17 protein-coding genes are annotated in these 19,320 nt (G+C 59.6%); 1 reads left to right on the forward strand and 16 read right to left on the reverse strand.

The window, feature by feature from the left end; genetic code table 11:
• Window positions 1-82: 82 nt before the first annotated feature.
• The 15 genes from ftsZ to mraZ all read right to left on the reverse strand — a co-directional run bounded on the left by ftsZ (window position 83) and on the right by mraZ (window position 16,898).
• Window positions 83-1,234 carry a cell division protein FtsZ gene (gene ftsZ, locus FJU30_RS00935; RefSeq protein ID WP_150433567.1) on the reverse strand — a complete coding sequence of 384 codons (1,152 nt, stop codon included), beginning with the start codon at window positions 1,232-1,234 and terminating at the stop codon, window positions 83-85.
• 72 nt (window positions 1,235-1,306) lie between these two features.
• Window positions 1,307-2,563 carry a cell division protein FtsA gene (gene ftsA, locus FJU30_RS00940; protein WP_150433568.1) on the reverse strand — a complete coding sequence of 419 codons (1,257 nt, stop codon included), beginning with the start codon at window positions 2,561-2,563 and terminating at the stop codon, window positions 1,307-1,309.
• Window positions 2,560-3,429 (reverse strand): cell division protein FtsQ, encoded by an 870-nt coding sequence (gene ftsQ, locus FJU30_RS00945; RefSeq protein ID WP_150433569.1) that lies wholly within the window; start codon window positions 3,427-3,429, stop codon window positions 2,560-2,562. Before ftsQ ends, ftsA begins: the two co-directional genes overlap by 4 nt.
• 1 nt (window position 3,430) lies before the next feature.
• Complete coding sequence (locus FJU30_RS00950) at window positions 3,431-4,360, reverse strand: D-alanine--D-alanine ligase (RefSeq protein ID WP_150433570.1); 930 nt, start codon at window positions 4,358-4,360, stop codon at window positions 3,431-3,433.
• An 8-nt stretch (window positions 4,361-4,368) separates the two neighbouring features.
• Window positions 4,369-5,829, reverse strand: a complete 1,461-nt coding sequence (murC, locus tag FJU30_RS00955; RefSeq protein ID WP_150433571.1) for a UDP-N-acetylmuramate--L-alanine ligase — start codon at window positions 5,827-5,829, stop codon at window positions 4,369-4,371.
• 67 nt (window positions 5,830-5,896) lie between these two features.
• A complete protein-coding gene (murG, locus tag FJU30_RS00960; protein WP_150433572.1) occupies window positions 5,897-6,964 on the reverse strand; it encodes an undecaprenyldiphospho-muramoylpentapeptide beta-N-acetylglucosaminyltransferase in 1,068 nt (355 codons plus the stop codon).
• The gene (ftsW, locus tag FJU30_RS00965) at window positions 6,961-8,163 is read right to left on the reverse strand and encodes a cell division protein FtsW (protein ID WP_150433573.1); all 1,203 of its coding nucleotides are present in this window, start codon (window positions 8,161-8,163) and stop codon (window positions 6,961-6,963) included. Before ftsW ends, murG begins: the two co-directional genes overlap by 4 nt.
• Entirely contained in the window at window positions 8,163-9,479 is a 1,317-nt protein-coding gene (gene murD / locus FJU30_RS00970) for a UDP-N-acetylmuramoyl-L-alanine--D-glutamate ligase (protein ID WP_150433574.1), read from the reverse strand. The genes ftsW and murD overlap by 1 nt, the downstream gene beginning before the upstream one ends.
• 3 nt (window positions 9,480-9,482) lie before the next feature.
• On the reverse strand, window positions 9,483-10,565 hold the full coding sequence (gene mraY / locus FJU30_RS00975; RefSeq protein WP_150433575.1) for a phospho-N-acetylmuramoyl-pentapeptide-transferase: 1,083 nt from the start codon (window positions 10,563-10,565) through the stop codon (window positions 9,483-9,485).
• Window positions 10,559-11,920 carry a UDP-N-acetylmuramoyl-tripeptide--D-alanyl-D-alanine ligase gene (gene murF, locus FJU30_RS00980; RefSeq protein ID WP_150433576.1) on the reverse strand — a complete coding sequence of 454 codons (1,362 nt, stop codon included), beginning with the start codon at window positions 11,918-11,920 and terminating at the stop codon, window positions 10,559-10,561. Before murF ends, mraY begins: the two co-directional genes overlap by 7 nt.
• Complete coding sequence (gene murE / locus FJU30_RS00985; protein ID WP_150433577.1) at window positions 11,917-13,404, reverse strand: UDP-N-acetylmuramoyl-L-alanyl-D-glutamate--2,6-diaminopimelate ligase; 1,488 nt, start codon at window positions 13,402-13,404, stop codon at window positions 11,917-11,919. The genes murF and murE overlap by 4 nt, the downstream gene beginning before the upstream one ends.
• A complete protein-coding gene (locus tag FJU30_RS00990; protein ID WP_150433578.1) occupies window positions 13,391-15,154 on the reverse strand; it encodes a peptidoglycan glycosyltransferase FtsI in 1,764 nt (587 codons plus the stop codon). Before FJU30_RS00990 ends, murE begins: the two co-directional genes overlap by 14 nt.
• 21 nt (window positions 15,155-15,175) lie before the next feature.
• Complete coding sequence (gene ftsL / locus FJU30_RS00995) at window positions 15,176-15,496, reverse strand: cell division protein FtsL (RefSeq protein WP_150433840.1); 321 nt, start codon at window positions 15,494-15,496, stop codon at window positions 15,176-15,178.
• A 2-nt stretch (window positions 15,497-15,498) separates the two neighbouring features.
• Window positions 15,499-16,437, reverse strand: coding sequence for a 16S rRNA (cytosine(1402)-N(4))-methyltransferase RsmH (gene rsmH / locus FJU30_RS01000; protein WP_150433579.1), 939 nt, complete (start codon window positions 16,435-16,437; stop codon window positions 15,499-15,501).
• Window positions 16,438-16,439: 2 nt separating this feature from the next.
• A complete protein-coding gene (gene mraZ, locus FJU30_RS01005) occupies window positions 16,440-16,898 on the reverse strand; it encodes a division/cell wall cluster transcriptional repressor MraZ (protein ID WP_150433580.1) in 459 nt (152 codons plus the stop codon).
• An 853-nt stretch (window positions 16,899-17,751) separates the two neighbouring features.
• Between mraZ and FJU30_RS01010 the strand changes: the two genes are divergently transcribed.
• The gene (locus tag FJU30_RS01010) at window positions 17,752-18,192 is read left to right on the forward strand and encodes an L-alanine exporter AlaE (protein WP_150433841.1); all 441 of its coding nucleotides are present in this window, start codon (window positions 17,752-17,754) and stop codon (window positions 18,190-18,192) included.
• 81 nt (window positions 18,193-18,273) lie between these two features.
• Here FJU30_RS01010 and cra read toward each other — a convergent pair whose 3' ends face one another.
• Complete coding sequence (cra, locus tag FJU30_RS01015; RefSeq protein WP_150433581.1) at window positions 18,274-19,278, reverse strand: catabolite repressor/activator; 1,005 nt, start codon at window positions 19,276-19,278, stop codon at window positions 18,274-18,276.
• Window positions 19,279-19,320 lie beyond the last annotated feature (42 nt).

Consider the following 19,320-nt stretch of genomic DNA (forward strand, 5'->3'; position numbering starts at 1 on the left):
CTGTCAGCCAGGTAAAATTCTACCCTAAAGCTGGCAGGACAGTTTAGCACAAAGAGCGGAGATTCCAACGTTATACGGAGCGTTAATCCGCCTGCTTACGCAGAAACGCCGGGATATCCAGGTAGTCAGGCTCTTTATTTGACTGAGTGCCCTGGTCATTAACCACCTTCGCCGCCGGTTTTTCCTGCTGCAGAGGAGACATCCCGTGCTGCTGATAACGATGATCCATTACCGGCTGGCTGGAGGACTTATTGGTCACCAGCGTAATCTCAGGACGTTTGTCCATGCCGATGCCGGTCGCCACCACGGTAACGCGCAGTTCATCGTTCATCTCCGGATCGAGAGAGGTACCGATCACCACGGTCGCGTTATCGGAAGCAAACGCGCGAATGGTGTTACCCACGGTTTCAAACTCGTCCAGACGCAGGTCGAAGCCCGCCGTAATGTTGACCAGAACCCCACGCGCGCCGGACAGATCGATATCTTCCAGCAGCGGGCTGGAAATGGCCATTTCCGCCGCTTCTTCAGCACGATCTTCACCGCGCGCCACGCCTGAACCCATCATGGCGTAACCCATTTCGGACATCACGGTGCGCACGTCGGCGAAGTCGACGTTCATCAGACCCGGACGGGTGATCAGCTCGGCAATCCCCTGCACCGCGCCTTTCAGCACGTCGTTGGCGGCGCCGAACGCATCCAGCAGGGAGATACCGCGACCCAGTACCTTGAGCAGCTTGTCGTTCGGGATAGTGATCAGCGAATCCACGTGTTTGGACAGCTCGGCGATACCCTGCTCAGCAAAGGCCATACGCTTCTTGCCTTCAAAATTAAACGGCTTGGTGACCACGGCCACCGTCAGGATGCCGAGATCCTTAGCCACTTCGGCAACCACCGGCGCGGCGCCGGTGCCGGTGCCGCCGCCCATACCTGCGGCGATGAACACCATGTCCGCCCCTTCGAGCGCCGCGCGCAGCGCGTCGCGGTCTTCTTCGGCGGAGGTACGGCCGACTTCCGGATTAGCGCCGGCGCCCAGACCTTTGGTAATGCCGTTACCGATCTGGATGGTCTGGCCCACCGCTGTTTTACGCAGAGCCTGCGCGTCGGTATTCACCGCGAAGAACTCCACCCCTTCGATGCGTTCACGCACCATGTGTTCGACGGCGTTGCCGCCGCCCCCACCGACGCCGATGACTTTAATCACCGCGTCGTTGGTTAACTCCATTGGTTCAAACATAGTTTCTCTCCGTTTTGTGCCTGTAACTTCGGGATCATAATCGTTTTGCGATACGATCTCTTTCGATAAACATTAAAATTCTTTTCTCAACCAGCTATTGATACGTTTAAACCAGCTGCCGACTGAGGCGCGTTTCTCTGCTTCATGCTCACCACCCAGGTGAGACTCTTTACCGTAATGCAGCAACCCGACCGCCGTTGAGTAGTAGGGTTCCTGTGCATAATCCGTTAAGCCTGTAATATTTAGCGGCTGACCAATGCGCACTTGCGTATGGAATACGCGCTGGGCGCAGGCGGCCAACCCGTCAATCTGCGCGGCGCCGCCTGTCAGCACGATACCGGCCGCCAGATGATGCTTCACGCCCTGCTGACGTAACTGCTCCTGCAACTGTAAAATTTCGTCGTTCACCAGATTCAGCAATTCGGTGTAACGGGGCTCAATCACTTCGGCCAGCGTCTGCCGCTGCAAACTGCGCGGCGGCCGGCCGCCAACGCTCGGCACTTCCACGCTTTCATCTTTGCTGACGATCGAGCCCAGCGCGCAGCCATGACGCACCTTAATCGCTTCGGCGTCGGTCGGCGGCGTGCCGAAAGCATAGGCGATATCGCTGGTCACCACATTGCCCGCATAGGGGATCACTTTGGTGTGGCGCAGCGCGCCGCCGGTATACACCGCGATATCCATCGTGCCGCCGCCGATATCCACGACGCAGACGCCCAGCTCGCGTTCGTCTTCGGTGAGCACCGCATAGCTGGAGGCCAGGCCGGCGAAGATCAGTTGATCGACCTTCAGCCCGCAGCGTTCGACCGCTTTCACGATATTCTTCGCCATATCATTGTGGCAGGTAATCAGATGCACCTTAGCCTGCATACGCACGCCCGACAGCCCGACCGGATTCTTAATGCCTTCCTGATAGTCGATGGCATATTCCTGCGGAATAACGTGCAAAATGCGATGTTCATCGCGCACACGCACCGACTTGGCGGTGTGCACCACGTTTTCCACGTCTTCCTGCGTCACTTCTTCTTCGGAAATCGGCACCATGCCGATTTCGTTCTGGCAGCTAATGTGTTTGCCGGACAGCGCCAGATAGACCGAGGAAATCTGGCAATCGGCCATCAACTCGGCCTGATCAATGGTGCGCTGTACGCACTTGACCACCGACTCCAGATCGTTGACGCCGCCTTTATCCATACCGCGCGAGGGACAGCTGCCAACACCGATAATGTTGACCATGCCATCGGGCAGAACCTCCCCTACCAGCGCAGCGACTTTTGCTGTACCGATTTCCAGCCCAACTACCAGTTTTCTGTCCGTCGACTTGATCATTGTTGTTTAGCCTGTGCCTGATTCTGTTGCTGATGACTGTCTTGCCGGTTGTCTTCCTGCTGACCAACACCCTGTACCTGATCGATAAAGGCCGGGGCCCAACCGACTGCCGCCCCAGTGTCATAACGCAAATCGACATAGCCGATTCGTTTGCTATCGTTCTGCGCCTGACGCTGCAGCAGCGGATAAAGCTCAAGAAAACGCTGCAGGCGCCGGGTGCGCTCATCCCGGCCCAGCTCCAGCCGGATATCGTTGTCCAGCGCCAGCTGCCAGGAGTGACGAGCGCTCATCGCCACCATTTTAAGGTTCAGCCTGGCCGACGCCAGCGCCTGACTCATGGTGCGATACCCCTCCAGCACCTCTTTTTCGCCGCCTTCGGGTCCGTACAGCAGCGGCATCTTCATGTTCCGAATCCGCTCCGCCGGCACGCTAAAGGCGTTGCCGTCGGCGTCCACCATCTGTAAATCGTTCCAGCGCGCCGCCGGCACATACTCCACCAGATGGATCTTCAGTTCGTCCGGCCACTGCTTACGTACGCTGGCCTGCTTAACCCACGGCAGACGTTCGATCTGCTGCTGGATAACGTCGACGTCCTGAGTCATAAACGTACCCGGCGCGCCCAGCGCCAGGATCGCCTGACGGATATCGTCGTTGGTGGTGTAATGCCGCTCCCCGGTCATCACCAGGCGAGAGAGCGGCAGACGACTGGCGTCTTTCATCCACTCCACCACCATCCAGCCGCCCCATACGATGGTGCCCAGCACCATCAGCATGAAAATCACGCCCGCCAGCTGACCGCCATTGCTGCGCCGCGTCCCCTGGCGTTCCGGGCCACGGCCGCGCGTGTTCAGTGCCGCCTGCGACATATCAGTCGGCCAGTTCCAGAATGCGCGCCGCCAGTTGCGAGAAGCTCATCCCTCGCTGACGCGCCGCCATCGGCACCAGACTGTGGCTGGTCATACCCGGCGAGGTATTCACCTCCAGCAGGTAAAACGCGCCGTCGCCGTCCTGCATCACGTCCACCCGTCCCCAGCCGCGACAATCCAACGCGCAATATGCATCCCGCGCCAGCTGCGCCAATTGCGCTTCCTGCCGCGGCGCTAAACCGGCCGGACAAAAATACTGCGTCTCATCCGACAGATACTTCGCGTCATAGTCATAAAAGGTGGCCGAGGCCGCCGCCTGGATGCGGATCGACGGCAACACGTCATCCCCGAGAATGGCGACGGTAAACTCCGGACCGCTCAACCATTTTTCCACCAGGACATCGTCGTCATGACGGAAGGCTTCATCCAGCGCAGCGGCCAGCTCGTCGGCCCGATCGACCTTGCTCATCCCGACGCTGGAGCCTTCGCGGCTCGGCTTCACGATCAGCGGCAGCCCAAGCGCCGCAATCTGCGGCGCCAGCGCCGTCGCCCACTCGCCGTCGGCGAACTGCCGGCGCTGAATCAGCACATAAGGCGCCACCGGCAGCCCCGCCGCCTGCCACACCATCTTGCTGCGCAGCTTGTCCATGGTCAGCGCCGAGGCCATTACGCCGCTGCCGGTGTAGGGCAACCGTAAAAACTCCAGCACCCCCTGCAGCGTGCCATCTTCGCCGCCGCGACCGTGCAGGGCGATAAACACTTTGTCGAACCCCGCCGTTTTCAGCTCCGTCACCGGAAAATCACGCGGGTCGACCGCGTACGCATCGATCCCCGCGTCTCTCAGCCCCGCCAGCACCGCCTGACCGGACTGCAGGGAGACATCACGTTCGGCAGAGGTTCCACCCAGTAAAACTGCGACTTTCTCTGTCATGATGTTCCTCACTGCGTTATCTGCGGCTGCAGGCGGTTATCGGCCAGACTGCGCGACAGTCGGCCAATATTGCCCGCGCCCTGCATCAGGACCAGATCGCCCGGGTTTAGCGCCTGTGACAATAATTCCGGCAAAGTATCCGCTTCCGAGACCAAAATAGGATCAATCCGACCCCGGCCGCGGATGGTGCGGCACAGCGAGCGGCTGTCCGCGCCGGGAATCGGCGTTTCTCCCGCGGAATACACGTCCAGCACCAGCAGAACGTCGACCTGCGACAGCACGTTGGCGAAGTCGTCGTACAGGTCGCGGGTGCGCGTGTAGCGATGGGGCTGAAACACCATGACCAGACGCTTATCCGGCCAGCCGGCCCGCGCCGCTTTGATGGTCGCATCCACTTCCGTCGGGTGGTGCCCATAGTCATCCACCAGCATCACGCTGCCGGATTTGCCGTTGACCGGCGACAGCGGGAACTCGCCCAGGAAGTCGAAGCGGCGCCCGGTGCCGGCGAACCCCGCCAGCGCGCGCAGAATCGCGTCATCGTCGATCCCTTCCTCGGTCGCCACCGCTACGGCCGCCGCCGCATTCAGCGCGTTGTGACGGCCCGGCGCGTTGAGCGTCACCTGCAGCAGCGGCTTATCCTGACGCACCAGCGTAAAATGCCCCTGGGCGCCGGTCTGCCGATAATCGGCGACCCGCACATCGGCGTCATCGCTGAAGCCATAAGTGGTGATGTGGCGCCCCACGCGCGGCAACAGTTCGCGAATCACGTTATCGTCGACGCACATCACCGCGCGGCCGTAAAACGGCAGATTGTGCAGGAAGCTGATAAACGTCTGCTTCAGGTTCTCAAAGTCGCCATGGTAGGTCTCCATGTGATCGGCTTCGATATTGGTCACAATCGCCACCATCGGCTGCAGATGCAGGAACGACGCGTCGCTCTCATCCGCTTCAGCAATCAGGTAACGACTGGAGCCGAGCCGCGCATGCGTGCCGGCCGCTTTCACCAGCCCGCCGTTGACAAAGGTCGGGTCCAGTCCCGCCTCGGCGTAAATGCTGGTCACCATCGCCGTGGTCGTCGTTTTACCGTGCGTGCCGGCGATAGCGATGCCGTGGCGAAAACGCATCAGTTCCGCCAGCATTTCCGCGCGCCGGATCACCGGAATGCGGGCCTCATGCGCCGCGACAATCTCCGGGTTATCCGCCGGGATCGCGCTAGACACCACCACCACGCTGGCGTCCAGCACATTTTCCGGACGATGATGGAAATAAATCTGCGCGCCCAGCTCCGTCAGCTGTTGCGTCACCGCGTTCGGCGCCAGGTCCGATCCGCTGATCTGATAACCTTCATTGGCCAACACTTCGGCGATACCGCCCATGCCGGCACCACCGATGCCGACAAAATGGATGTGCCGGACGCGACGCATCTCGGGCACGATTGAACGCAGTTTCGCCAGTTGTTGAGTATTCACTTCTTTTATCGTTACCTTGTCTATTATCGGGCGACTCGTCTCGCCCGGTAAGCCCGCCGGAATTCAGTTATCCGCGGGCCGCCTTGCTCACTTCGCTCGCCACGCGCTCGGTCGCATCCGGGATGGCCACCGCGCGGGCTTTTTTCGCCATTTCCAGCAGCGCAGGACGATCCCACGCCGCCAGCGTCTGGCTGACGGCCGCAACGCTAAGCTGCGGCTGTTCGATAATTTTGGCGGCGCCCGCCTGTTCCAGCGGCAGCGCATTCCAGTATTGCTGGCGGTCCTTATGCTGAAACGGCACAAACAGCGCCGGCAGCCCCGCCGCCGCGATTTCGCTCACCGTCAGCGCGCCGGAGCGACACACCACCACATCCGCCCACGCGTAGGCGGCGGCCATATCATCGATAAATTCCGTCACTTTATGCTGCGGCTGGCCCGCCTGCGCATAGGCCTGGCGTACGCTCTGCTGGTTGCCCTTGCCGGACTGATGCCACAGCGTCACCCGATCGCCCAGCTGCGCCGCGACGCCCGGCATCGTCTGGTTCAGCACGCGCGCGCCCTGACTGCCGCCGACCACCAGCACGCGAATCGGGCCGTCGTGCGCGGCAAAACGCGCTTCCGGCCGATCCAGCGCCAGCACGTCGGTGCGCACCGGGTTGCCGACCACGGCCGCGCGCGGGAAGGCGCCGGGAAACGCCTGCAGCACCGTCTTCGCGATACGCGACAGCCAGCGATTGGTCAGACCGGCAATGCCGTTTTGCTCATGCAGCACCACCGGGATACCGCACAGCCAGGCCGCCAGGCCGCCGGGACCGGAAACGTAGCCGCCCATGCCGAGCACCACGTCGGGCCGGTAGCTGCGCATAATGGCCCGCGCCTGACGCACCGCGCGAAAAATACGCCACGGCGCGCCCAGCAGGGCCATTATTCCTTTGCCGCGCAGCCCGGAAATACGAATAAAATCGATGTCGATACCGTGTTTAGGCACCAAATCGGCTTCCATCCGATCGGCGGTACCGAGCCAGCGTACCTGCCAGCCCTGCGCCATCAGGTGATGTGCGACCGCCAGGCCGGGGAACACATGGCCCCCGGTTCCGCCCGCCATCACCATCAAACGCTTGCCTTCGCCGCTCATCGGGCACTCCTTGTAAACGCCTGCGCCATAGTCAGGCGCGTTTCATAATCAATCCGCAGCAATAGCACGATCGCCGTCGACATAATGATCAGACTCGAACCGCCGTAACTAATCAGCGGCAGCGTCAAACCTTTGGTCGGCAGCATGCCGGCCGCCGCGCCGACATTCACCAGCGTCTGGAAGCTAAACCAGATACCGATCGAACAGGCCAGAAAGCCGGAAAAGCGCTGATTAATCTCCAGCGCCCGCCGGCCGATCGACATGGCGCGAAAAGCGACGAAGAATATCATTAACAACGCCAAAACCACACCGATATAGCCAAGTTCCTCGCCCAAAATAGAGAAAATAAAGTCGGTGTGCGCCTCCGGCAAATATTCCAGTTTCTGCACCGAGTTTCCCAGCCCCTGTCCCCACAGTTCGCCGCGGCCAAACGCCATCAGCGACTGGGTCAGCTGATAGCCGCTGCCGAACGGATCGTCCCACGGATTCCAGAACGAAGTCACGCGGCGCATACGGTACGGCTCCGCCACAATCAACAGCCCCACGGCGAAGATGCCGCAGCCGATAATCGCCAGAAATTGCCACATCCGGGCGCCGGCCAGGAACAGCATCGCCAGCGTGGTGATAAACAGCACCACCACCGTGCCGAGGTCCGGCTGCGCCAGCAGCAGCACCGCCAGCACCACCATCACGCCCATCGGTTTACAGAAGCCCCAGAAATTGTTGCGCACTTCGTCGACCTTGCGCACCATATAGCTGGAGAGGTAGCAAAACAGCGCCAGTTTCGACAGTTCCGCCGGCTGAATACGCAGCGGCCCGAAAGCGATCCAGCGCGAGGCGCCGTTCACCGAGCTGCCGACCACCAGCACCACCAACAGCATCACCATCGCCAGCAGCAGCAGCACGCCGCTGTAGCGCTGCCAGGTATCCATCGGAATGCGCAGGGTAACCAGCGATAAAGCGAACGCCAGCCCCAGATAGAGCGCATCGCGTTTAGCGAATAAAAACGGATCGCTGGCCAACCGCTGACCCACGGGCATTGACGCCGACGTCACCATCACGAATCCGATAACGGCGAGGCCGAACGTTAGCCAAAGCAGGGTCCGGTCGTACAGCACGTAGCTGAGCGAATCGCTCTCCCGCGTCCCCATGACCCAGCTTTTTAGCCGTTCCACCACGCCCGCACCGGAAAATGTCATCAGCCGAGCTCCTCCGCCAGACGGGCGAACTCGTCGCCGCGCTGTTCAAAACTGCGGAACTGATCGAGACTGGCGCAGGCGGGAGACAGCAGCACCATATCGCCGGCCGCCACGCGCGAGGCGATGACCCGCATGGCCTGTTCCATCGTCTGGAAGCGTTCCGCCCGATCGGGGCGCAGAGCCAGCAGTTGATCGCCGTCGCGGCCGAAACAGTACAGCCGAATATTATCGCCCTGTAGATACTGACTCAGCGGCGAAAAATCGGCGGATTTGCCGTTGCCGCCCAGCAGCAGATGCAGCGTGCCTTCCACCTGCAGTCCGTTCAGCGCGGCTTCGGTGCTGCCGACGTTGGTCGCCTTCGAGTCGTTGATCCAGCGGATGCCGTTACGTTTCCACACCTGCTGGAAGCGATGCGCCAGACCGGTAAAATGAGTCAGCGCGGTCAGCATCGAGGGGCGCGGGATACCGACGGCATCGCCCAGCGCCATCGCGGCCAGCGCATTGGTGTAATTATGCACCCCCACCAGCGTCATCTCGCGGGTATTCAGTACGCGCTCGCCGCGCACCCGCAGCCAGGTTTCGCCCTGCTGACGGTTCAGGTGATAGTCGCCGACATCGACGCCAAAGCTGACGCAGCGCTCATCGGCGCCGCGCACCGGCATGCTAAGCGCGTCATCGGCATTCACCACGCAGACTTTGGCGTTTTCATAAATCCGTAATTTTGCCGCGCGATACTGCTGCAGCCCGAGCGGATAGCGATCGGAATGATCCTCGGTCACGTTGAGGATGGTGGCCGCCGCCGCCTGCAGGCTGCTGGTGGTTTCCAACTGGAAGCTCGACAGCTCCAGTACGTAAAGCTGGCACTCCTGCTGCAGCAGTTGCAGCGCGGGCAGGCCGATATTGCCGCCGACCCCGACCGCCCAGCCGGCCGCGCGCGCCATGTCGCCCACCAGCGTGGTGACCGTACTCTTACCGTTCGAGCCGGTGATCGCCACCACCGGCGCCTGCGCCTCGCGGCAGAACAGTTCAATATCCCCGACGATTTCCACGCCGGCCTGTTGGGCGGCGCTCAGCGCCGGCGTAGTCAGCGCGATACCGGGGCTGGACACGATCAGATCCGCATCCAGCAGCCAGTCTTCGTTGAGATCGCCCAGATGGCGCTCAATGTTCTCCGGCAGTTTATCCAGACCTGGGGGCGTGATTCGGGTATCCATCACACGCGGCGTCACGCCCCGTGCAAGAAAGAAATCAACACAGGACAGCCCGGTCAGGCCAAGCCCGATAATGACAACCTTTTTACCCTGATAATCCACCATGGTTTACCGTACCTTCAGCGTTGCCAGGCCAATCAGCACCAGCATCAGCGAAATTACCCAAAAGCGCACGATGACGCGCGGTTCCGGCCAGCCTTTAAGTTCATAATGGTGATGAATCGGCGCCATACGGAAAATCCTCTGACCGCGCAACTTAAAGGACCCTACCTGCAGAATCACCGACAGGGTTTCCACCACGAACACCCCGCCCATAATCACCAGCAAAAATTCCTGCCGCAACAGCACCGCGATGGTGCCCAACGCGCCGCCCAGCGCCAGCGAGCCGACGTCGCCCATAAACACCTGCGCCGGATAGGTGTTGAACCATAAAAAGCCCAGCCCGGCGCCGACGATAGCGGTACAGACAATCACCAGCTCGCCGGCGTGACGCAGATAAGGAATATGCAAATAGCTGGCGAAATTAGTATTCCCGGTGGCCCAGGCCACCAGCGCGAAACCGGCCGCCACAAACACCGTCGGCATGATGGCCAGCCCGTCCAGGCCGTCGGTCAGATTGACCGCGTTGCTGGTGCCGACAATCACAAAGTAGGACAGCAGGATATACAGCAGCCCCAGTTGCGGCATCACATCTTTAAAGAACGGCACCACCAACTGCGTGGCGGGCGTATCCTTACCAATCGCGTACATGGCGAACGCCACCACCAGCGCGATCACCGACTGCCAGAAATACTTCCAGCGCGCGATCAGCCCGCGGGTATCCTTACGCACAACCTTGCGATAATCATCGACAAAACCGACGACGCCGTAGCCGATCAGCACAAACAGCACGCACCAGACGTAGGGATTGGACGGGTAAGCCCACATCAACACCGAGATCGTGATGGAGGTCAGAATCATCAGTCCGCCCATCGTCGGCGTACCGCGCTTGCTAAAGTGCGACTCCGGTCCCTCGCTGCGCACCACCTGGCCGATTTGCAATTTTTGCAGCCAGGCAATCAGGTGCGGCCCCATCCACAGCGAAATGATCAGGGCAGTCAGCAGGCTGACAATGGCGCGAAACGTCAGATACGAAAAGACGTTAAAGCCGGAATAAAATTTGACCAGATGCTCGGCCAGCCAGACTAACATGTTGCATTCTCCTGTAACGCGCGTACTACCTGCTCCATTGCGGCACTACGTGAACCCTTAATAAGTACGGTGATTACCGCATGTTCAGACAGTAACGCCATTAAACGGGCGACGAGTGCTGCCTTATCCTGAAAATGTTCGCCGCATCCGCTGGCCTGGCTTATCAACGCACTGAGCGTTCCCACGCTCAGCACCTTATCAATACCTGCCGCTCGCGCCGCTTCGCCCACCTGACGATGACAGGCCGGTGCTTCATCGCCCAGCTCAGCCATATCGCCCACCACCATCACCCGAAAACCCGGCATCTCGGCCAGCGTTTGCGCCGCTGCGGTCATGGAGCCGACGTTGGCGTTATAGCTATCGTCCAGCAGACGTTTGCCCTGCGCCAGCGCTATCGGGAACAGACGCCCCGGCACCGGCTGTAGTTCGGCCAGCCCGGCGCGCACCGCTTCCAGCGTTGCGCCGGCCGACATCGCCAGCGCCGCGGCCGCCAGCGCATTGGCGATGTTATGTCGCCCCGGCAACGGCAGGCCCACCCGCAACCGGCCGAACGGCGAGTGCAGCGTAAAATGCGTGCCCTGCGCGTCGACCGCCGTCTCGCTGGCGTAAAAATCGATGTCGGTCCCGGCCTGCGGCGAGAAGCGCCAGACCCGTTTCTGACCGATGGTGCTCTGCCAGCGCGGCCAGTCATGGCTGTCGGCGTTGATGATCGCCGTGCCGTCGACCGGCAGACCGGCGAAAATTTCGCCTTTGGCCTGCGCCACTCCGGCCAGCGAACCGAAACCGGCCAGATGCGCGCTGGCCAGATTATTCACCAGCGCGCTGCGCGGCCGGGTCAGATCGGTGGTCCAGGCGATTTCGCCGATATGGTTGGCGCCCAGCTCGATGACGGCGAAATCATGTTCCGTCGTCAGGCGCAGCAGCGTCAGCGGCACGCCGATATCGTTATTAAAATTGCCGGCGGTCGCCAGCACGTTGCCGCACTGACGCAGGATGGCGGCGGTCATTTCCTTAACCGAGGTTTTACCCGACGACCCGGTCAGCGCCACCACATACGCCTTGCTTTGCTGACGCACCCAGGCGGCCAACTGGCCCAGCGCCTGACGGGTATCGGCAACCAGCAGTTGCGGGACGTCAACAGGTAAGCGCTTACTCACTATTAAAGCTGCGGCGCCGGACGCGACGGCATCATCGGCATAGTCATGCGCGTCGAAACGTTCGCCTCGCAGCGCCACGAACAGGCTGCCGGCGCCAATCTTGCGCGTATCCGTCGACACCGCGTCGATCGTGCAGTCTTCGCCAATCAGTTGCGCGCCCAGCACCTGGGTCAGTTGACGCAGAGAAACCGAAATCATGCGATCACCCCCAGTAAGCGCGCCGCCGTGACCCGGTCCGAATAATCCAGACGCTGGCTGCCGATCAGTTGATAATCTTCATGCCCTTTACCGGCGATCAGCACGATATCCTGCGCCGCCGCCTGCATCAGCGTATGGGTCACCGCATCGGCGCGGCCGTGCACTACCTGCGCCCGGCCCGCATCCAGCAGCCCGTTCAGGATGTCGTCAATAATGGCGGCGGCGTCTTCGCCGCGCGGATTATCGTCGGTAATCACCACCTGGTCGGCCAGTTGCTCGGCAATCGCGCCCATCAGCGGTCGTTTGCCCTTGTCGCGATCGCCCCCGCAGCCGAACACGCACCAGAGTTTACCCCGGCAGTGCTGCCGCGCCGCCGACAGCGCTTTTTCCAGCGCGTCCGGCGTATGGGCGTAATCCACCACGGCGACCGGTTTGCCGGGCGCGCTGAACACCTCCATCCGCCCGCAGACCGGCTGCAGGCGCGGCGCGCTCGCCACCAGTTCATGCAGCGGGTAACCCAGCGCCAGCAGCGTCGCCAGCGCCAGCAGCAGGTTGCTGACGTTGAACGCGCCGATCAGATGACTTTCAATCTCGCCCTCGCCCCACGCGGAGGAGAAACGGATGGTCGCGCCGGCATTGTGGTATTCGACCCCGATCGCCTTCAGCCAGCGGCCATGACCGCCCGGCTGCAGATTATTATCCATCGTGACCGCCACGGCGTCCGGCAGTTGGCTGAGCCAGCGGCGGCCGACTTCATCGTCGGCGTTGATAATTATCTGGCCGACCTGATGCTCGGAGAACAGCGCCCATTTAGCCGCTTCGTAATGCTCCATATCGCCGTGGTAGTCGAGGTGATCGCGGCTCAGGTTGGTAAACACCGCCGCGGCGAACGGCAGCGCGGCGACCCGGTGCTGCGCCAGACCGTGCGAGGAAACTTCCAGCGCGGCGAAGGTCGCGTGCTGCTCAACCAATGACGCCAGCGCTTGCTGCACCGCAATGGCGGAGGCGGTGGTATTTTCCGACGGCGTGGTCTGCCCCAACAGCCCGTTGCCGAGGGTGCCCAGTACGGCGCTGGTTTCGCCCAGCAATTGACTCCACTGGGCCAGCAGTTGCGTCGTCGTGGTCTTACCGTTGGTGCCGGTCACGCCCGTCAGGCGTAGTTTCTCGCCCGGCTGGCGGTAAAAACGCCCGGCCAGCGCGGAAAGCCGCTGATTCAGCTCGCTCAGATAAACCACCGGCACGCCGTCGATCTCACGCACGGTAGCGTTATCCGCCTCTCCCGCCGCCTCGGCCAATACGGCAGCCGCCCCTTGCGCAATCGCCTGCGAAATATAGCGCCGTCCATCCGTTTTGTAGCCGACTACGGCGACAAACAGATCCCCGGCAGCCGCGGTGCGGCTGTCTAATGTCATTTCACGCAGTGCGCGCTCCGGGGCATGCTGCACCCAGGGAGCCAGTAACTCGCGCAAATTACGATCTGCCACCTGAACCCTCTTCTCGATTAATCACAAATTCATTTTTATCGCCCGTGGGCAACGCATCGGGTTCAACGTTCATGGTGCGCAAGACGCCGCCCATGATTGCGCCGAAGATCGGTGCCGAAACCGCACCGCCATAGTATTTGCCGGCCTGCGGGTCGTTAATCACCACCACCAGCGCAAAACGCGGATTGCTGGCGGGAGCGACGCCCGCGGTGTAAGCAATGTATTTATTAACGTACTGACCGTTCGGGCCGACTTTTTTGGCCGTCCCGGTTTTGATGGCGATTCGGTAGCCCTTGATCGCCGCCTTCGTCCCACCGCCGCCCGGCAGCGCGACGCTTTCCATCATATGCACCACTGAACGCACGATCGGTTCCGGGAAGATGCGTTCACCCGGCACGGGCGGGTCCACTTTGGTAATGGACAACGGCCGGAAGACGCCATAGCTACCGATCGTGGCGTAGACTCGCGCTAACTGTAACGGCGTTACCATTAGCCCGTAGCCGAAAGAAAAGGTGGCCCTCTCTATGTCAGACCACCGTTGTTTTTGAGGGTATAAGCCACTGCTTTCTCCGACCAACCCCAAATTGGTCGCTTTTCCCAGTCCGAAACGTGAGTAAGTGTCTACTAACGCCGAGGCGGGCATCGCTAACGCCAGCTTAGACACGCCAACGTTACTCGACTTCTGTAATACCCCGGTCAGGGTTAATTCGCTGTAGCGGGCCACGTCTTTAATTTCGTGACCGTTAATATAGTAAGGCACGGTGTTCAGCACGCTATTTTCTTTGACCACGTTGCGCTGTAAAGCGGTCATCACCACCATCGGCTTCACCGTCGAACCGGGTTCGAAAATATCGGTAATCGCGCGGTTGCGCATAATGTCTTTCGGCGTACCGGCCAGATTATTGGGGTTATAGGAGGGGCTGTTAGCCATCGCCAGCACTTCACCGGTGTTGACGTCGACCAGCACCGCGGTACCCGATTCGGCCTTATTGAACGCCACCGCATTGTTCAGTTCGCGGTACACCAGCGCCTGTAAACGCTCGTCGATGCTCAGCACCAGATTATGCGCCGCCTGACTGTCCACGGAGGAAACATCTTCAATCACCCGACCAAAACGGTCTTTACGCACCGTCCGCTCGCCCGGCTGACCGGTCAGCCAGCGATCGAAGCTTTTCTCCACCCCTTCAATCCCCTGGCTGTCGATATTGGTGAAACCGATCAGATGCGACGTCACCTGGCCCGCCGGATAGTACCGCCGCGATTCCTGGCGCAGGAAGATGCCGGGCAGTTTGAGTTTGTGGATATACTCGCCGATGGCCGGGTTGACCTGGCGAGCCAGGTAGACGAAGCGGCCTTTCGGGTTGGCGTTAATTTTGGCCGCCAGCTGATCGAGCGGAATTTCCAGCGCGTCGGACAACGCCTTCCAGCGCGTATCGAGCGTAATGCCGCCGTGATCGTTCAGATCTTTCGGATCGGCCCAGACCGCATTGACCGGTACGCTGACCGCCAGCGGACGTCTGGCGCGATCGACAATCATGCCGCGCGCAGTCGGCACTTCCTGCACGCGCAGGGAGCGCATATCCCCTTCGCGCACCAGCTTATCGGGATTAATCACCTGCAGCCAGGCCGCCCGCGCCATCAATCCCGCCATCGCCAGTAAAATCCCGCCGCACAGCAACGCAAAACGCCAGCTGACAAAGCTGGCCTGTTCTTCCTGGCGTTTCAGTTTTCCTTTACGTGCTGCACTCATGCGTGATTGACGCCTATTGGTTTATGGTTTAACCACTATGTTCTCTTGTGACGGATCGACATGCCCCATCGACAGTTTCTCCGTGGCGATACGTTCGACCCGGCTGTGGTCGCCCAGCGCGTTCTCTTCCAGAATCAGGTTGCGCCATTCGATATCCAGCGCATCGCGTTCCAGTAGTAAGCGCTCACGTTCCGCCGTCAGCAGACGCGTTTCGTGCGCGGTAGTCACCACGAAGATGGCCGATACCAGCACGGCGACCAACAGCAACAGAGGCAGACGGGCATTTCTGAGCAAATCCTCAACGATAACCCGAACCAGACCATGCCGCTCATTGCCGATCATCATCAGACCAGCCTTTCCGCAAAGCGCAATACCGAGCTGCGCGCCCGCGGATTTTGCGCTACTTCAGCCTCGGGAGGCATCATCTTGCCGATGCTTTTCAGCGTCTGTCCGCCCTGCTGTCGCAGTTGCTCTTCCGTGACCGGCAAACCGGCCGGCACCTGCGGCCCGCGGCTATGATGACGAATAAAACGTTTCACAATGCGGTCTTCCAGCGAGTGAAAGCTGATCACCGACAGCCGCCCCTGCGGAGCCAGCACGCTGCGCGCGCCTTCCAGCGCCTGTTCGATCTCTTCCAGCTCGCTGTTGATATAGATGCGAATCGCCTGGAAACTGCGCGTCGCCGGGTGCTTGTGTTTCTCCCGGATCGGGCTGGCCGCCGCGATCAACTCCGCCAATTGTTTGGTCCGGTTAAGCGGTTCCGTCTTATTGCGTTCGACGATGGCGCGCGCGATGCGCTTCGCAAAACGCTCTTCGCCAAAGGTTTTCAGCACCCAGGCGATATCGTCCGCTTCGGCTTCCTGCAGCCACTGCGCCGCGGATACGCCGCGCGTCGGGTCCATGCGCATATCGAGCGGCCCGTCGCGCATAAAAGAGAAGCCGCGTTCGGGATCGTCGAGCTGGGGCGAAGACACGCCCAGATCCATCAGTACGCCGTCAATGCGGCCGACCAGATCGCGTTCGGCAACATAATCCGCCAGCGCGGAAAAAGGGCCGTGAATAATAGAAAAACGGCGATCGTCGATAGCCTTAGCCGCTTCGATCGCCTGCGGGTCGCGATCGATAGCGAACAAGCGCCCTTCCGGCCCCAGATGAGACAGAATCAGACGAGAATGACCGCCCCGGCCAAAAGTGGCGTCAATGTAAATCCCGTTGCTGCGAATGTTCAGTCCGTTGACCGCTTCGTCTAACAGCACGGTCGTGTGTTGATAATTTTCCGGCATATTTATAGTGATAGATCCTGCAATCGCTCAGACAGCGGTTCCTGAGAAGATTGTTCAGCGTCAATATCTTCCCTGACTTGTTGATACCAGGTCTGTTCATCCCACAGCTCAAACTTGTTGAACTGCCCAACCAGCATCACTTCTTTTGTTAAACCCGCATGTTGTCTTAACGTACCGGCAATCAGCAAACGCCCGGCGTTATCCATCTGGCATTCGCTGGCATGGCCCAACAGCAGGCGCTGGACGCGGCGCTCCGCGGGGTTCATGCTCGACAGACGCGACAGCTTCTGTTCAATAATTTCCCATTCGGGCAGGGCATAAAGCAGCAGGCAGGGCTGATGGAGATCAATGGTGCAAACCATTTGACCTTGCGATTCCTCGTTCAGCGTTCCCCGGTAACGGGTAGGTACGGCAAGCCGCCCTTTACTGTCGAGGTTAACCAGCGTTGCCCCACGAAACATACCTGAGCTACCCCTCGATCACCCTTTTCACCACATTATCCCACAAATTCCCACGCTAAAGAGTTTACGGAGGGTATTAAAACCTTGTCAAGCCAGAGCGGAGGCGCTTTGGAATTATTTCTTCATTATTTTGGGATGCGCGCGAACGCAGCGAAATATCCATCATTCAGGCCGCAAGATTAACGTCATGAAAATTTGAGTAAAAATTTGCCAGTGAAGAGAAAACAGTGCGGATATAACCAGCGGATTGTCCGTGCTCATTGCTTTTATTACCGTCGCCGGCGACGGAACAGCAATATATTTCTGCTTGTTTATTAGACTGTAATCTATTGTTTTAAAATGGTTAGTTTGCTTAGCGTGCGTATTGTGCCGCCGGCATTCATACCCGTTCAACCTCTCACATTCGCGAAATAACCCGAAATATTGTTCAGCAGTCGGGTTATTTTACTTTAATTTACGTTGCGGGCCTGAATATTTATCCATTCTTTTATTTGTAACAAAATGATTGAGGCTTTATTAATAACTAAGATTCATCCTAAAAGGACGCGTTTTGGCGTCGGCCGAATATTTCCCCGCCGGCCGACGTTGATTGGATGATAAATAGTCCCGCCCCGATATTTTACAACTAATTGTTTGTAAAACATATTTTATCCACCTCCACTTTTAATACTCAAAAGAGCGCCCTGCCTGCAACTAAATGCCTAAATCACTGCTTTATGGCTAAAAAATAAAAATTTATAGCTAGTTAATAAGCCATATTGCAGTGATGTACACTATGAGAAAAGCGATATATCAACATATATAACTATTAAACAAACTCATCAAGAGTGGTTCTGAACAGGAGTCAGCAATGATGTTTTCTCCCGCTTCCCGGCTGCGCAGCGCAGCAGCGGATACCTTTGCGCTGGTTATTTACTGCTTTATCACCGGCATGATCATCGAAATGGTATTGTCCGGGATGACCTTTCAGCAATCGCTGTCCTCACGCCTGCTGTCTATTCCGGTCAACATTGTCATCGCCTGGCCCTACGGTCTGTACCGCGATCGGGTCCTCGCGCTGGTCACGCGCCGCCGTCCGTCTCACTCATGGCTGCGTAACCTGGCCGATCTGCTGGCCTACGTCAGCTTCCAGTCGCCGGTCTACGCCGCTATCCTGTGGGTTATCGGCGCAGGCGGCGCGCAAATCGTCACCGCCGTCAGCAGCAACGCCGTCATCTCTATGGCGATGGGCGTGCTCTACGGCTATTTTCTGGAATATTGCCGGCGACTGTTCCACGTTCCGCTGCACGGCTGAGTCGGGTCTGGAAAGCGGCGTAGCCGCCGGTGGGGGGATTGCGCCGCCGCTGGAGACAGCGCGGCGGCGGCTCGGGACAGGTCAGCTGCGGCCGAGAGAACCGCGGCGATAGAGATTGCGCCGGATGCGGTTCAGTCCAGGTTTCGGTTTTTTCGGTTCGTCCAGGCTGGCCAGCACCAGTTCCAGCACGCGTTCGGCCACTTCACGATGACGCTGGGCCACGGAAAGCACCGGGCACTCCAGAAAATCCAGCAGTTCATTATCGCCGAAAGTGGCGATCGCCAGATTGCTCGGCAAGCGGCCGCTCATCTTCAGCGTCACGTCCATCACGCCCTGCAGCAGAGGAAACGAGGTGGTAAACAGCGCCTGCGGCATCGGATTGTGACGCAGGTACTCGCCGAACACCTCGGCGGCCGAGCTACGTTCGTAACTATTGGCGTACAGCCAGCTGACTTCGCGCGCATCCCCTTCCCAGGCCTGGCGGAACCCCTGCTCGCGCAGATAGCTAACCGACAGTTCCGGCAACGCGCCGAGGTATAAGATCGATTCTGCCGGCTGGCGGCGCAGTTCCTGCGCCAGCATCTCCGCATCTTCCAGATCGGCGCCCACCACGCTGGTAAAATGTTTGCGATCCAGCGCGCGATCCAACGCGACGATCGGGAAACTGCCGGTAGCCCAGCGCTGATAAAAAGGGTGTTCGGGAGGAAGCGCGGTCGACACGATGATAGCGTCGACCTGACGCTGCAGCAGATGCTCGATGCAGCGCATTTCATTATCCGGTTGATCTTCGGAACAGGCGATCAACAGCTGGTAGCCGCGCTGCCGCGCCTGGCGTTCGAGGTAATTGGCGATGCGTGTATAGCTGGTATTTTCCAGGTCCGGAATGACCAGGCCAATCGAGCGAGTGCGCCCCGCGCGCAGTCCCGCGGCCACGGCATTAGGATGATAATTGTGTTCCCTGACCACTGCCATGACTTTCTCAACGGTTTTGTCGCTGACGCGATACTGCTTTGCCTTACCGTTGATCACATAACTGGCGGTCGTGCGCGAAACACCCGCAAGACGCGCAATTTCATCCAGTTTCACGTTAGCCCCTTTGATAAGCCGGATAAATAGTAATTATAAAAG

The sequence above is a fragment of the Affinibrenneria salicis genome, assembly GCF_008710095.1.

Bases quoted from the DNA above. Each gene is read 5' to 3' on its own strand.
- ftsZ (WP_150433567.1), bottom strand. From the start codon at position 1,234: ATGTTTGAACCAATGGAGTTAACCAACGACGCGGTGATTAAAGTCATC.
- ftsA (WP_150433568.1), bottom strand. From the start codon at position 2,563: ATGATCAAGTCGACGGACAGAAAACTGGTAGTTGGGCTGGAAATCGGT.
- ftsQ (WP_150433569.1), bottom strand. From the start codon at position 3,429: ATGTCGCAGGCGGCACTGAACACGCGCGGCCGTGGCCCGGAACGCCAG.
- FJU30_RS00950 (WP_150433570.1), bottom strand. From the start codon at position 4,360: ATGACAGAGAAAGTCGCAGTTTTACTGGGTGGAACCTCTGCCGAACGT.
- murG (WP_150433572.1), bottom strand. From the start codon at position 6,964: ATGAGCGGCGAAGGCAAGCGTTTGATGGTGATGGCGGGCGGAACCGGG.
- ftsW (WP_150433573.1), bottom strand. From the start codon at position 8,163: ATGACATTTTCCGGTGCGGGCGTGGTGGAACGGCTAAAAAGCTGGGTC.
- murD (WP_150433574.1), bottom strand. From the start codon at position 9,479: ATGGTGGATTATCAGGGTAAAAAGGTTGTCATTATCGGGCTTGGCCTG.
- mraY (WP_150433575.1), bottom strand. From the start codon at position 10,565: ATGTTAGTCTGGCTGGCCGAGCATCTGGTCAAATTTTATTCCGGCTTT.
- murF (WP_150433576.1), bottom strand. From the start codon at position 11,920: ATGATTTCGGTTTCTCTGCGTCAACTGACCCAGGTGCTGGGCGCGCAA.
- FJU30_RS00990 (WP_150433578.1), bottom strand. From the start codon at position 15,154: ATGAGTGCAGCACGTAAAGGAAAACTGAAACGCCAGGAAGAACAGGCC.
- ftsL (WP_150433840.1), bottom strand. From the start codon at position 15,496: ATGATCGGCAATGAGCGGCATGGTCTGGTTCGGGTTATCGTTGAGGAT.
- rsmH (WP_150433579.1), bottom strand. From the start codon at position 16,437: ATGCCGGAAAATTATCAACACACGACCGTGCTGTTAGACGAAGCGGTC.
- mraZ (WP_150433580.1), bottom strand. From the start codon at position 16,898: ATGTTTCGTGGGGCAACGCTGGTTAACCTCGACAGTAAAGGGCGGCTT.
- FJU30_RS01010 (WP_150433841.1), top strand. From the start codon at position 17,752: ATGTTTTCTCCCGCTTCCCGGCTGCGCAGCGCAGCAGCGGATACCTTT.